Source organism: Mycobacterium sp. WUMAC-067 (assembly GCF_020217485.1).
Taxonomy (GTDB): Bacteria; Actinomycetota; Actinomycetes; order Mycobacteriales; family Mycobacteriaceae; genus Mycobacterium.
Genome location: NZ_JAEKMI010000075.1, coordinates 1 through 14,591 on the forward strand (window position 1 = coordinate 1; position 14,591 = coordinate 14,591).

Below are 14,591 nucleotides of genomic sequence, written 5' to 3' on the forward strand. Positions count from 1 at the left end.
TTCTCTTGGGCTCGCGGCCTGAGTCGCGGTAGTGTCCCGGTGTTTCCGCAGTTCGCGCGGCTGGCTGCTGAAGAATATGGTGCGCAACAGGTGTGGTGCAAGGACTCATTTGTCAGCCGGTCGGCTGGGAGAGGTTGAGCTGGGCCATAAGTTCGCGGTTGGCGGCGCGGGCGGCGGTGAGGTCTTGGTCGCGTTCTTCGAGTTGCAGCCGTAGCTCGACGATTTGTTGTTCGAGCGTGACGATGCGTTGCTGAAGTTGCTCGATGTCGGTTGGCGCGCCGAGTCCGCTTGCGCGCCATGCTTGTTCGCCGAGCAGTTCAGACAGACGGATCTCGAGTTGTTGGGTGCGTGCGGCCATGCGGGTGCAGCGGTGCTGGGCGGCGAGCAAGTCGGCCTGCAGTGAGGCACGGGTGACCTGGTGACCGATCTCGGATTTGTCTGGTGGCTGGGTTGCAGCGGCGTGGATGCGTTCGAGCAGGTCGCGGTGGCGGTATAGGAAGGTGCGGTCGACTCCGGCGCGTTGAGCGATGCTGGTGGCGCTGAGTTCTGCGCCGTCTTTGATGGCGACCTCGAGGGCGGAAAGGACGCGTTGGCGGCGTCTGGTGGAGTCGGCTCGTCGTCCGTCGATCATCGCGTCGAGGGCATGGGTGGTGTTGGTGGTCATGGGGTTCTCTCTGGGCGCAGGTCGGGCAGGATTTGGCGGGTGCGAGGCATGCCGAGCATGACGCTGCGGTGTCGGCGCACGACGGTGACGGCTTGTTGAAGTTGTTGTCGCTGTTCGGGTTCGAGTTCGCCGAGCCCGTTTCTGATCTGGTCGATCAGGCGGCGGATGCGGCGGATTTCCTCCTCGGAGGGCATCGCCTCGACGCGGGCCCAGTCATCGAGGTCGGTGGTGGCGAGCAGGCGTTCCCGGGTGCGCAGCAGGTCGTCGAGGTAGGCGCGCAGGTCGGGCAGATAGGAGACGTCGGTGCGGAAGTGGTCGCATCCAGCGCAGCGGAACCGGAACGGACAGGCACCGCCGCCGGCCTTGACGTTGGACGGTTCGGCGCAGACACCGAATGGAACCGCGACCTCGCCGACGGCGCGACGGGCGTGTTCGGAGTCCAACAATGCTTGGGCTTGCCGCCAGATGCGGTTGCCATGCCGGTCGAACTGCATCGCGGTGACGCGATCGACGGCTTCACGGCGGCGGGTTTCGCCGATGCGGTAGTAGCAGCTGGTGGTGTCGAGTTTGCGGTGCGACATCAGCTCACGCAACACCTCGATGGGGACGCCGGCGTCAGCGTGGCGTTGGGCGTAACTGTGCCGGTAGGCGTAGAGCACCACCTTGCTCTTGTCATATTCGACACCATCGGCGTTGCGCAGCACCGGCAGTCGGTCGACCCAGGTGCGGTGGGCGAACGCGAGAGAAAAGCCGGTGATCGCGCGGCGTCCGCCGGGGTTGCGCCGGTCGGTGGGCAGCAGCTTGAGCTCGCCGATCGGAGTGTTTGGGTAGCGGTTCCGGACTTGTTGCTGCTGGGCGAGTATTACGGCGGCGGTCTGCTCGCTGATCGGCAGGCGTCGTGCGAGCCGGTTGGCCTTATGGTTGTCGTAGATCAGCACGGGCTGTCCGTCGTCGTCTCGGGTCAGGCAGTCGAAGTCCAGCTCGCAGATCTCTTCGGGACGGCGGCCGGTGTCGATGGCCAACTCGACCGCGGTGCGCATCTCTGATGAGGTCAGTTCATCCAGGTGTTCGCATAACTGCTTCATGATTTCCGGCGGCAGGTCCCGGTTGGGTTCGCCCGGTTCGGGTTCGACAGGCACGTCCGCCTGCCCAATCACAAAGTCCTCGCCCAGCCCGGCGGCGATGCCGCCGGGCCGCGTCAGCCCCATCGCCCGGATGCGGGTGAGCACGGCACGAACCTCGCGGCAGGCCCGGATCCGGGCATCGCCACTGATCTGACCGACCGATTCAAGGTAGGCCAGCCGGTGCAGGAACGCCTCCATATCGGTGCGTCCCAACGCCGCTGGGTGTTCGCCGCGGTCCTCGCGCATGCGCAGCGACTCTGACAACCGCACCAGGCAGCCGATGTAGTGGCGCACGGCCAGGCCGGCGCTGGTGCGCCGCCCGGCTCGGACACGTCGTTTCGGCAGGTCATCGGCGGCCCACCGCTTGGCGGCCTCCCGCAGCCAGGACTGGCTGATGCCGGTAAACGACACCGTGCCGTGATGCCCAAACACCGCCAGGTCCCATTCGTCCTGGGCGACTTCGGTTTCCGGGCTCGACAAGGCGCGCCGAGCATGACCGATCAGGCAGTTGACCAGCCCGGTGAACTCCAGGCCCCGGCCGTCACCGATGACATAGTCGGCGATCGACCCCACCTGCTGGCCCAGCAAGTCGTTACAGAACGCGCGCAGCACGGCCTCGTCGGTCTTGACCGCGTTGATCCGGCAGCGCTGCTGCAAGCCCACCAGCAATTCAGCGACCACCAGCGGCGTCAGGCCCCGCAGACTAACCTCGCCGCCGCGACCGATCGCTGGTTCGGTTGCCCGCCAGACGATTTCATCTAAATGTGGGTCACGTGCGCGGACGGTGCGCAGCCGCTGCTGGTGCGCCTCACAGTACAGACCGTCGGGATGGCGCCGCTGGCGAGTGCAGGCGGCCACCGCGCACGGCGGACACGGCGGAAGCGGCCTGGTTTGCCGGTGAGCACGGAACTCGTCGACATCGGCAACCGGCAAGGCGCGCAGCTGTTCTGCGTGGGCGTGACACAGCCCGGAACTCGCCGATTCCCACTCGCGTCGACAACCGTCGACGACACAAGCATCCGGCCCGCGCCCCATTCGTTCGCGACCCCGCGGCGGAAGCGAGGCGATCTCGTCGTCACCGAGCCCGTGTTCGGCAAGCCGACGCCGGCACGAGGCGCAGATCCGCGTCGCTGCCGGCGCGGATGTCAAACAGCCCGACGCGCGGCAGACCGGGCGTCCCAGCAGCGGATGCTCCGGTGCGAACGACAGCACCTTTCGCGCCGCGTCCCAGCCGGCTTCGGCGAGGAACGCGGGATCGATCACCACGGTGATCGACGCAGCGTGCCGGTCGATTCCTGCTGGATCGGCGAACACGTGCACTCTGCCGGCGACGATCGCAGCCGTCGGCATCGTCACGGCGCTCACCCGTCCGTCCCGGCAAGCTCGCGGGGACTGCGGACCCGGTCGACGGCCTCACGCAACCGGGCCGGGTCGGGATGCAGATAGACCTGCGACGAACTCATCGCCGCATGCCCCAGCAGGGCGGCGATCTCGTCCAGACCGGCACCGGCGTCGGCAAGGTTACTGCCGAACGCATGCCGCAGCCGATGCGGCGTCATATGCTCGATTCTGGCCCGCCGCGCGCAGGCGGTGATCAATTCATTAATCGTATCCGGGCGCATCGGTGCGCCGATCGGCTCGCGAAACAGGTTGACCAACAACAAATCCGACTCAGCCGCCCGCGGCACCGCAAACCGCTCGAACTCGTAGACATCGAACAGCTGAACCGCCAGAAAATCCAGCGGCACCACGCGTTGGCGACGCGATTTGGCCCACGCGCCGTTCGGATTCTCCCGCCGCACCACATGCAGGTGCGCTCGCGGGATTTCACAGCCCAGCAGACGTGAGTCGGCCAACAGGTGAACGTCCGAGCGCCGTAGGCCACACAACTCGCCGCGCCGCAGCCCGGCCCTGGCCATCAACAGCACGATCAGCCTGTCCCGCGCCGACTGGCAGGCCCGCAGCAGCGCCACGATCTCGGCATCGCTGGCCCGGTCCACCATCGCCTCTGGCTCGTGCAACCGATGCCGCGCCCGCATCCGCCAGGCCATCCGATGTTCCTCACCGCGGGCCTGCGCGGGCAGGTCACGCTCGTCGGCCAGCTCATAGATCAACGGCATCAGCTCGCCAGGCGCCTGACCGGATGCCACCGCGTGAGCGACGAAGCCCCGCACCGCGGTCAGCACACCGTTGATCCGCCGCGCCCCACGCACCGGCTCAACGCCCGGACCAGCCAGCACCTGCCCACCCGCCACGACCTCGACACCGCTGGACTGCGGCCCCGCGTGACGCAGCCAGGTGATGAACAGCCCCAGCGCCGCCACCCCGTCATGCCAATGCCGGCCGGTGCGAACACACCAGCGCAGAAACAATGCGATGGCGCCCGCATATGACCTTGTGGTCAACTCCGAACCGTCACGGCCGAATCGGACATGCCGCAAGAACGCATCCGCTTCGGCCACCACCGCCAAATCCTCATCCAGCACCGTCCAGTACCTCGCCCCGGACGGCAACCTCACCAGAAACGCCCGCACCCTGATCTCCTCTCGCAGCAGGCAGCTTTACCACTACCAGCCACGAGCACCACACCCCGGGAGATCTGTTGCAGAACCGGGCCGTGTCGCCGGTTTACGCAACGTCACACAACAGGGCAGCTAACCCCAGAAAACGGTGTCGATGGTTGTGTTCGTGCTTGAAGTCGCCGATGACCACGCGGGCCTCGAACAGCGTGTTCCAGTAGTTGCGGTTGAGGCATTCCTTCCGGAGTCGGTTGTTGAACGATTCGATGTAGCCGTTGTCCCACGGGCAACCCGGCGGGATGTACACCATTCCGGTCTTGTTTTCGCAGAACCGTTGCAGCGCTTGAGAAACCATCTCCGGTCCATTGTCCATCCGAAGCACCTTCGGTGGGCCGCCACGAGCGGCGAACACCTTCGTGAGTTCCTCGACCAGCCGCTCGCCAGTGATCGAGCGCTCCACCACATTCAGTAGCGATTCGCGGGTGTGCTCGTCGATCATCGACGCGATCTTGATGGCCTTACCGTCGATGGTGGAGTCGAACTGGAAGTCGATCGCCCACACCACCTTCGGCGCATCGGCGAGGATCGGCGGCACTGAGGACACCCCGGCCCGCTTGCGGGGCGAGACGACCTTGACCTGTAGGCCTTCTTCGCGCCAGAGCCGGTGGATCTTCTTCTTATTGACCTCACGGCGCTCGTCGTAGCGCAACGCCGCCCAAGCACGCCGAAACCCGTGGCACGGGTGTTTGGTGGCGTAGCCGCGCAGCCAAGCCCTCATGTCGGCATCCGGATCGGTCGGAGTCTGCGCCAACGGCAGGCGACGGTAGGTAGAGCGGGCCAGCCCAACAGCTTTGCACGCCAACCGTTCCGACATGCCCAAGGTCTCCTTGAGCATGTCCACGGCGCGGCGCTTGGCAGCTGGGCTCAGAATTTTCCCTTAGCGACCTCCCGCAGGGCGTCCTTCTCAAGTTCGGCGTCGGCCAGCAGCCGCTTGAGGCGGGCGTTCTGATCGCGCAGCTCCTTGAGTTCCTTGGCGGCGTCGGTGTCCATGCCGCCGTACGTGCGCCGCCAGTTGTACAGCGTCGCCGGCGAGACCTGCAGCTCGGCGGCGATCTCCTCACCGGTCTTACCTTCGGCAGCCAACTCATCTGCCCGGCGCAGCTTGCGCACGATGTCCTCCGCGGAATTCCGCTTCCGACCAGCCATGTGTTCATCGTCCCTTCTGGCCCGACATCGGGCCACAGGACTCTAAAACTGGTCGGACTCATTCAGCGGGAACACACCACCTCGACTCCGAGGCGCAGCCACAGGGCTCCGAGAGTTGTGAATATGGCGAGAAGGAAGGGGATCCTCCATGCCCAAACGAAAATTTCTTCCTGAGTGAATACGGCTGACAGGACACCAATCGCTCCCGAGCTAAGCAATAGACCTCCAGCTGTACTTACCTGCTGCCAGCTTCCGTAGAGGCCGCGGTGCGCGGGCGGGGCCGACTCAACCATAAAGATGGCCGAGCCAGATGATTCGCCTCCAGCTGCGATGCCCTGGAGCAGGCGGAGAATTGTAAGTAGGATAGGCGCAGAAATTCCGATGGAGGCCTGGGTTGGCAGCACACCAATAAGTACCGTGCAAATACCGATGAGCAGGACTGAAGTAACGAGAGCCAAGCGCCGGCCGTAACGGTCTCCAATGTGGCCAAACAGCACGGCGCCCAGTGGCTTCGTGAGGTAGCCGGAGGCGAAGACGGCAAAGGTTAAGATCAACGCGCCGGTTCCGTTGTCAGAAAAGAAGAGCTTGGCGAGGATAACCGCCGAATAGCCATAAATCCCGATGTCATAACCCTCCAAGACATTACCGGCTGCGGCGGCGATGGCGGCACGGCGAGAGTGGGTACGTACCGACTCAGACTCGAATTTGGACAGTGTTTGTTTCATTGGTCAGTCTTCCTTCTCTAATAGGCGGAGGGTGAGAATGTCGAACTTCTCCATGTGTCTAATTCGCGATCACTGATGCATCCGACCACTTGAAGCGAAGTTGTGTCGAACACGCGACGGCATGTCGCGTCGCAGAAGCTTTTTGTCTCGCTCGAGAGCATTTTCACGTCGAAGGTCAATCTCTCTTCCTGGGGGAGATTGACCTGGCGCTGCATTCCAGTTGGAGCATGATGGCCTGTGGGCCACTGCCCTCTGTTAGGCAGAGAGTGACTCTGATGGGTGCTATCCACTCGCTCGTCGTTCGTCAATGGTTCCGCTCAATCCGGGCTTCGCAGCTCGTGGCGGTCGCCCGCCTACTCGATCGCGTTGACGCTGGCCAGGCGGCCCAGTGGAGCCGTGGAGAGCCAATGTCGAGTAGGCGCACGGATGTTGGTATGGCGCCTGGCAGCCAGCCGGTTGTGGTTGCTGTTGTATCGGCGTGTATTCACGTCAACCAAGGCGTACCAATCGGGATGGGCTCGGCGGGCCCCATCAGCAGCTGGCGCACAACGAGCGTCAACCGACGACCGGGATGTCGACGGCGATCGCGGGCGTTCAACTTGTCACCGGCGTTGAATCACGGATCCCTCTTGACAGAAGGCTTCTCTGTGTGACAGAAATGGCAGATACTCGCCCCATAGGCGAGCCAGTTGCTTTGATCAGGAGGCTTGAGTTGAACACAGACCTGTCCGTGAACTACATATCCGTCGGCGGAATCAGGACGCGCTATATCGATCAGGGCGAGGGTCCGGTCATCCTCCTGATCCACGGTGGCCACTCGGGTATGAGCATGCCGGGCGGCGGGGATGGTTGGGCTCCCGTCATCGCTCCTCTGGTCGACAAGGGCTTCCGCGTCGTGACCTTCGACAAGCTGGGGCAGGGAGAGACTGACCTCGCGCCGACGCATGCCGAGTGGACGTTCGATGCGGTGGTCAAGCACGCCAGGGGCTTCATCGACGCTCTGGGACTCGAGGACATGATTCTGGTCGGGCACTCGCGCGGTGGCCTGCTGGCGAGCAAGCTCGCTCTTGACATGCCGGAGTCGACCAAAGGTCTCTTCATCGTGTCGAGCGCGACGCTCGCTGGCACCGACGCTAAGTTCCGCGACGTTGAGTTCTACGACGCGATCACGCGTTCGCTTCCGGCGGACGCGTCTCCGGAGGAGATCTGCGGAGCCTACTTCCGTGCGCTGTACGTGACCCCGGTGCCGCAGGAACAAATCAATGCGGCCGCCGCTAAGTACGTCAAGGAGAACCACCAGAACGCCCTCAAGACCTACCCGATGGTTGAGAAGAAATACTGGGAGCCGAGTCTTCAGGCGGCGAAGGACGACATCCGCGCTCGCCTCTTCGCCGGCGAGGTCAATATTCCCGTCGAAGTCGTCTGGGGCCGCGACGATCGCTCGGCGCCGGTTGACCTGGGCATCGCCTTCTACCAGAAGCTCGCCCTCGTCTCGGAGACCACGAGCCTGCACATCCTGGGAACCGCGGGCCACAACGTCTTCGCGGAGCGAACCGAGGACTTCGTTCGAATCCTGGCGGACTACGCAGGCCGTCGCAGCGCCAGCTATGCGACGCGTCGTTGATGGTGATCCTGGGGAACTATCCCGCTTGACGGGGTCTTCGAGTCCGTGCCGGATTGGCGCAGCGCGCCCAGATCGTGCTGCTGGCTTCGGCGTGCGAGTCGAACACCGCGATCGCGGACAAACTGGCCTGTATCTCTTGAAGTGGCCCCCCTGTTCGTGTCCGGTTTCCGGCGACCACGGTGGGCTCTGGGAGAGGGGCCGAAGACAGCGGCGGTTTTCGGCTGGGCGTGATGTGCCCGTGAAAGAGATCGCGGCGCCCGTGGCTCCGTCCTCCCCGGACGAACCCGGTTGAGGGAATTGTTGCCCGGGCTGGTGTGCCGGTTGCGCTCAGCGCGCCGGGCCGGCCCGGCGCAGGCGCCGGATGACGCACAAGCGCGGGATCCTTCGGCGGGCGACAGCCGCAGGGCGGCCCGCATTGGGGCATGGCGGTCCTCCCGCGGGGTGGATTCTACCCCTGATTCCGCTCCCCCTTCCACGGGCCACTGGCTGGCCCCGCCAGAGGGGGCGGAGGAAGAAGCGGTCCCCATCGTGGAAGCCCTCGGCTGCGGCCGGTTCTGGGTCTGAGATCGGTGCCGGGCGGGGCTCACACTGGCCGGGCCTTCAGATCGGACTTGGTCATGCGGAAGGACGCCTCAACCTGCCACAGGTCGTGATACGCGCCTTTAGCTTCCTCCGGTAGCCCGTTTTCGACGTTCGCGGCGAGCCTTCCTGGGCGTTTCGCGAACGCGTGATTCACTGGCGTTCGCAACTGTTCGCGTCAGCCCTGGGAGGGTGCGTTGACGTCGAGTGTGAAGCCATACAGGGTGCGCCGGGTCGTTCATCCCGGTGGCCGCGTGTCGTACTGGATCTTTTCGGCGGGCGGCGAATTGCACCGGTCGTCAGTCGAAGTCCTCAAACAGTACAGAGAGTCGAGTCAGCAGACCTACGCCTATGGTCTCGTTGATCACCTCAACTGGCTTGATACGAATCACTTGACCGTCGACTCGGTCACTGTCGACGACTTGCGTCGTTACATGAACGCACTGACGGGTCAGGGTGCGGGTGTTTTCGGGGTTGTGTGGAGAGACAGGCCGCCGATAGGTACGTCGGCCGCCGGCAACGTTGCGACCATCGTGAAGGCCTTCTATCTGACGACGTCAAGAACGAATCATACTGTTGTGGATTGGTTTTCGGGTACGCAGGGGAAATCGCGGCGTCGCACAAGTTCTGTCGCCAAGAACCCGCTGGCCCCACCGAAAGGGCCCGGTCGCCCCCGCTTCCTACCGGAGCAGTGCGTCGCCGCATTATTCGAACCTGGGGTGTTGACCTCGGCCCGTGACGCCATGATCGTGACATGGCTCGTTGACTCCGGTGTTCGCGTGGGTGGGCTCTGTGGCTTGCGCTTTCCCGATCTCCATCTTGTTTACGATCACCCGTGCGGCCAGCGGAAAGATCCTCATGTGCATATCGTCGGGCGAGATGACAACCCGAATCATGCCCGTGCCAAGGCATATCACGAGTTTCGGATCAGCCCCGATGGCCACGTCATCGACGGCGTCATTCGGGCCGTGAGCGAATCGATGATCACAAGTTTCTACACATATCTTCTGGACGAGTACCACCCCATCCAGCACCTCGCTGACCACGAACAGATCCTGGTCCACATCAAGGGATCGACCGCAGGGGCCGCACTGACCACCGGCGGCGTTCGCAAGATGCTCCGCAGGGCGTGCGGTCGAGCTGACTTGAACAGCTACGTCACTCCCCATGCTTTTCGTCACCGTGCCGCGGCGAATCTCTATGCTGCAAGCGATTTCAATGCTGAATTGGTGGCCCAGGAGTTCGGCTGGGCGCATGCCGAGCAGGTCACCGGACTGTACGGCCGCAGCGCAAACAGACACACGATGAAGTATCTCAACGAGGCATGGAAGGCCTTCCCGGAACAATCCACTCGCAAGGACGACGATGCCATCGACGACGTGTAGGCGGCCGCGCTGATGGATTCGACTGTCAGTGCGCGAACGGGCCACTCCACGATTGCAGCAGTCTCGTCAGAGCCAGGCATCGTATCGTTGTCGTTCGACCAACGATACGAAGCGGTCAGTCAAGCATTTCCGCCATGGCTGCTGAGCGACCCGATCGTGTTCCCCGGGGATCACCGAACCTATGGTTGGGCGTGCCAGGTCCCCGATTGCAACGGTGAGCTCGCGGGCTCCAACATCAAGTTTTTGTGCAGCACGCACGACCATGAGTTCAAGGCGTTGTCTTCGAAGCTGACCATCGAAGAGTTCGCCAAGCAGGCGACGCCGAGCCCATGCATCTTAAGAGGGTGGGCGCGTTACCGGCTCGATGATTGCCGGATTTGCGGTCCCAATCGAGAGGCGCTGATCACTGGACTGTGTATGGCGCACAACCGAATCCTTTGGAAAGCCAAACGGCGCGGTGAAACCGAGGAAGCATGTTTGCGCGCGCAAACACCGTTTCCACCGCTGCCGAGATGTGCAATACCGGACTGCGTTCATGACGGCCCGTTGTTCAATTTCCGTGGCCCTGGCCAAGTGCGAGTCTGTAAATCCCACTATCAAGTCTGGCGTAGCTACTTGCGTGACAATAACCTCAGTCCTGATGAGGCATTGTGGACCGAATGGGCGGCGATGGAGCCGCGTAGCAAGCGCATGCAACTGCCGGAGAACCGCGGAGACGTGTGGGTGGATCATCTGCCGCTGAGGCTTCAACGTGAGATTCGGTACGCCATCCATCGGCACGACAGCACGGCCCGAAGGGGGCATTGGAGACCTCGTCACATCCAGGTGGTCGTCGACGTACTTGCTTCCGAAGGCGTTCAGACGCTCAATGACCCCATGCTTGCGGAGCACGTCTCCAAGTACAAGGCGGCGGATGTCCGGCGGATTTGGGCTGACCTCCCCATCGCCGCGCGCGGTCTGACACTAACGAGACAGGACGCAAAATACGCCGGTTGGTTCGATCCAGCGATCGTTGGAGCTAAGCAGTTTAAGAGCGCGAATAGCCCTTCGGACAGACGCATGGTCTGGGATCTGACCGGCATTTCGCAACGCTGGCTTCGTGACTTGCTCTGGGAGAATCTCGAGTACGCGGCGACAGAATCACCTCAACCGACCTCTGGCACAATCAACCGTCGGGTTCGGAGCATCCACCTACTCTCAAAAGCATTGTGGCAGTTACGTGAAGATCACGGCAATGATCCCGAACTGCTACATGCTTCCGATGCCCGCGCGTTCAAAGACCTCTGGGATATGTGGTACCGCGAGCAAGTCCCAGTAGCCGAGAACCGCACCTTCAATAGTCCAGTTCCGAAGCCATTGGTCGAGTTGGTCTACAAGACGAGCCCCAACGCCATGCACGCTGTTCTCGTGTTCGGACGCGCCCGCAACCTCGGGCCAACGGACTCATTTGTTCTCGCGTTCCCGCGCTACTCGGCGCCGGAAGAACGCCCGAAACCCCGTCCCATCAGTGATGACGACTTCAGGCTCCTCATCAGCGATGCGTCGCTGAAACTGCTGGATGAGTCGGACGTGAACGACGTGGGCCTCGTCGATATCTGGCTGACCCACGCATTCCAAGGTGGGCGGATCAGCGAGACCATATACCTGCGCCTCGGGTGCATCGGCATGATCGGCGAAGCACAACCATATCTATGGCGCGACATCACCAAGGCGAATGTCCTCGATTACGGGATGCCCTGCCATTATCCCGTGTATCAGCGGCTGCTTAGGCGGCAAGAAGTCACCCGGGCAAAACTGCGTAGGCGCTACGCCGCCGACCTTGCGAGCCTCAACAAACGTCAGCGCGCCGCCCTGGAAGCCGAGTGGGATCGCACGATGCCGCTATTCCCGGGCCCTACGACCAACCCTGACCTTCGACTCCCGGTTTCATCGAGCGTCTTGCAGAGGAAGCTGGCGGACTGGATTGAAAAGCTCGGCTTGAAAGGTATTACCACGCATCGCACCCGATCCACCATGGCGACAGCGCTGCTCGACAATGGTGCACCGCCAGCGCTGGTCCGGCAGATACTGGGTCACTTCTCTGAAGAGGCCTTAGCGCACTACGCGCGATACAACGATGACACCGTCATCCGCCACCTACGTCAAGTATGGACAGCAGGTCCGGGGATGGAGTCGCCCGGGAAGGTGCTCATGACGCCGGTCGCTGCCAGCGGCTTGGGGAGTGAAGCGGCCGTCGCTGGCCGCATTGATTTGACCGTGATCCCGGTGGAGCACGGGCTGTGTCGCTATGGACCTGTCGTCGGTGGAAGTGCATGCCCTGTATCGAAAAACTGCAGCAGCGGACCCAACGGCCCGTGCCCACACTTCGTCCTGACAGGCGCTGACTTGGCGTACTGGGAACGCAAGCGCGACGCCGCATATCACTTCGCCGAAGGTGCACCCTCAGAAGATGCGCGCGACTACATCCTCAGCGAATGGAAGCCCTGGGAAAGGGTGCTGGCCAGGCTACGAAATGCGCTCGAAGAGCTCGGGCTGCTCGAAGCCGCTGAGAAACTGGACCTACGCAGCCCCAGACAGGACTTCTTTCATCCGCTGTTCTCGACAGGATGGCAACTCGATGGCCTCCAAGAAACGACAGCCGTATCCAAGGACGACCAAACGGACAGGAAAGCTGGTGACTGAAACCGAACGCCGTCGCCCTGTCGAGGCCATCGAAAGCCGCAATCGGCGCACTCTGGAATGCGAGAATCGCGTTCGCCGTGCGGTCACGAAGCTCGTCAAGACCGGACTGCCCTTCACTGTCGAGGAAGTCTGTCGGCGAGCTGACGTGGGAAAGACCTTCATCTACGACAAAAAACGCCCGGCACTCACCAAACTTGTTCTCACCGCCCGAGATACGTCCCAAATGACTACGCGGACACGCTTCGCGGCGCACGACGAAGCCGAGGTTTCCTCGTGGAGGGAGCGCGCACTCAACGCTGAAGCCCGTGTCAAAGAACTACGCGCAACGGTGCGCCAGCAGGACGCCCAGATCAGCGACGTGACCGGGCAGCTCTTTGACCCCGAAGGCAATCATCTCGCGGAGGAGAATGATCGGCTCCGGAGCCAGATCGACGCGCTCAATCGCCAGATCACCTCAGTCCGAAGCGAACTCGTTGTGGCTCAACGCTCCTTACAGGCTTCGCGTGCCAATGTCAGGCGCGAGCAAGAACGCAATCTCTCAGTGATCAAACCACCGAGTTAGCTTGCGCCGCAACGGATCGAGCGAGTGTCGAACAGCCGATGCCGACTTGAACTCATCCTGCCGCCGGGACTAGAGGTCCTCGAGTAGGGAGCTCGCAGGCACTGCGAGGGCCGCGGCAATGTCGACAAGCCGTTCATAGAGCAACCCTCGCTGTCCGCGTTCTACTTGGACCAAAATGTGCCGGGCGACGCCGGAGGTAAGCGCGACCTCCTCTTGGGTCAGCCCGCGCTCGAGGCGCAGTGATCGGATGCGGGCCCCGACTGTAGTTCGGGTTGCTGCCCACTGCGCGGCTCGCTCGGGTTCGTGGTGGAGGGGGTTTGTGGGCACGCACCCTAGTCACTAGGTGGCGGCGCCAAAAGTCTGTACAACTAGTTGTATATTGCTCCGGTGTTTGCTACGTCATACCCGCCTGAGCCGGCCGAGAATGTGTCAGGTCCGGCGCTAGAACTGCTCGATGAAATGCGTATCCGACTGATGGAATGCCGGCTCGTGCTGCAGGCGTTGTCCGGCCATGCGGATATGAATTTCGACGAGCTGGAGAATGATCTCGACGTTGCGGAGGGTGGCGTGCAGAACGCGCACGCCGCCGCAAGCCTGGTGCACCAGGGAGCTGCTCTCGACGCCCGGTGGGGCGCGGACTGGTCGCGGCCAAGGGCGATATTCGCCCGGCACGGCGCCGCGGTCCGGGGTGGCGCTACCAGAGTCCTGCCTGAGCGGTCGGTGGGCGATCGGATCGAACGCGCGCTCTGGCAACTGCCCCCGGCCGACCGTATGCAGAATTTCACCGGCCCCAGGCCCCAATGCCAGAGCGCGGTTCGCGCCACTGGCGCCCAATGCGTGTCGCGTGCGGTCTACCTCGGAACGGGGTCCTTTGGGGCGCATTGCTATACGCATGCGAACCGCCATGAACGCGATCAATATCGCATGCACCTAGACATCGTTGCTGCATCGCAGTCCGAACTGTACGAAAAGTTGTCGGATCAGCGGCATCGTATCGGCCAGGAGGTCAGCGAGCGTTGGCTTCAGACGCGCGCGGACCGTCGGCGATGGGCCGAAGAGGTGGGGCTTCAGCCCCGTTCGGCTGATGGCGGCGGTGAGTAACGAGAACACTTTGGGGCGGGGTGCCTCGCGTCGCACTAAGCGCTGTTGTTCGTGAGTAAAAGCCAGGCCCCGAGGGGCCGGCACTGGTGATGAACCACACCCCGCCGCATCTAGTGTGGCACCGGCTATCAAAATGTTCAACTAGTTGAATTTTGTTCCGGCGACTGGCTGCCCCAAGCTTGCCTCAACGACTTCGGTCACGCCGCCAATCACGATGCCGGCAGTATCACTTCGCAGATCGTGGCCGCTGACGCCTTCGCCGGAGAACCGCAGCTTGAAAGACGTCCGAAACATGGGCTGAGCGGCAGCGGCTGTCCGTCAGTCGGACGGTCGGCGACCTCCATCACGCGATTCGCGATGGCCTGATGCAGGGAATGTCCCCGACTCGGCTGGCCAAGCTGAGCGGGCTCCATGTATCGG

The 14,591-nt window shown here is 62.9% G+C and carries 12 protein-coding genes; 5 read left to right on the forward strand and 7 right to left on the reverse strand.

The window, feature by feature from the left end:
- Positions 1-112: 112 nt before the first annotated feature.
- From JF781_RS26045 to JF781_RS26065, 5 genes are all read right to left on the reverse strand, one after another.
- Complete coding sequence (locus tag JF781_RS26045) at positions 113-664, reverse strand: DUF6262 family protein (RefSeq protein WP_080711234.1); 552 nt, start codon at positions 662-664, stop codon at positions 113-115.
- Entirely contained in the window at positions 661-3,153 is a 2,493-nt protein-coding gene (locus JF781_RS28645) for a tyrosine-type recombinase/integrase (protein WP_141244865.1), read from the reverse strand. The genes JF781_RS26045 and JF781_RS28645 overlap by 4 nt, the downstream gene beginning before the upstream one ends.
- Positions 3,150-4,322: a site-specific integrase gene (locus tag JF781_RS26055; protein WP_033710464.1), complete on the reverse strand. Its 1,173-nt coding sequence runs from the start codon at positions 4,320-4,322 to the stop codon at positions 3,150-3,152. Before JF781_RS26055 ends, JF781_RS28645 begins: the two co-directional genes overlap by 4 nt.
- Positions 4,323-4,416: 94 nt before the next feature.
- Positions 4,417-5,513, reverse strand: a protein-coding gene (locus JF781_RS26060; RefSeq protein ID WP_225341328.1) for an IS3 family transposase whose coding sequence is annotated in 2 segments (ribosomal slippage) — positions 4,417-5,246 and positions 5,246-5,513 — 1,098 coding nt in all. Because the reading frame shifts where the segments join, the coding sequence is not laid out codon by codon here.
- A gap of 62 nt (positions 5,514-5,575) precedes the next feature.
- Positions 5,576-6,238, reverse strand: coding sequence for an MFS transporter (locus JF781_RS26065; protein WP_225330546.1), 663 nt, complete (start codon positions 6,236-6,238; stop codon positions 5,576-5,578).
- Between the two features lie 712 nt (positions 6,239-6,950).
- Between JF781_RS26065 and JF781_RS26070 the strand changes: the two genes are divergently transcribed.
- The 4 genes from JF781_RS26070 (at position 6,951) to JF781_RS26085 (ending at position 13,070) form a co-directional block, all read left to right on the forward strand.
- On the forward strand, positions 6,951-7,862 hold the full coding sequence (locus tag JF781_RS26070) for an alpha/beta fold hydrolase (protein WP_157894438.1): 912 nt from the start codon (positions 6,951-6,953) through the stop codon (positions 7,860-7,862).
- A gap of 776 nt (positions 7,863-8,638) precedes the next feature.
- Entirely contained in the window at positions 8,639-9,826 is a 1,188-nt protein-coding gene (locus JF781_RS26075; RefSeq protein WP_225341329.1) for a tyrosine-type recombinase/integrase, read from the forward strand.
- A 12-nt stretch (positions 9,827-9,838) separates the two neighbouring features.
- Complete coding sequence (locus tag JF781_RS26080; protein ID WP_110797337.1) at positions 9,839-12,508, forward strand: tyrosine-type recombinase/integrase; 2,670 nt, start codon at positions 9,839-9,841, stop codon at positions 12,506-12,508.
- A complete protein-coding gene (locus JF781_RS26085; protein WP_071288179.1) occupies positions 12,501-13,070 on the forward strand; it encodes a hypothetical protein in 570 nt (189 codons plus the stop codon). Before JF781_RS26080 ends, JF781_RS26085 begins: the two co-directional genes overlap by 8 nt.
- Positions 13,071-13,139: 69 nt before the next feature.
- Here JF781_RS26085 and JF781_RS26090 read toward each other — a convergent pair whose 3' ends face one another.
- On the reverse strand, positions 13,140-13,397 hold the full coding sequence (locus tag JF781_RS26090) for a helix-turn-helix domain-containing protein (protein WP_071288178.1): 258 nt from the start codon (positions 13,395-13,397) through the stop codon (positions 13,140-13,142).
- 60 nt (positions 13,398-13,457) lie between these two features.
- On the opposite strand from JF781_RS26090, the gene JF781_RS26095 reads away from it, so the two are divergent.
- Positions 13,458-14,171, forward strand: coding sequence for a hypothetical protein (locus JF781_RS26095; protein ID WP_071288177.1), 714 nt, complete (start codon positions 13,458-13,460; stop codon positions 14,169-14,171).
- 209 nt (positions 14,172-14,380) lie between these two features.
- Here the strand turns inward: JF781_RS26095 and JF781_RS26100 are convergent.
- Positions 14,381-14,591: hypothetical protein (locus JF781_RS26100; protein ID WP_225330677.1), on the reverse strand; the 211-nt coding region annotated here is incomplete at its 5' end.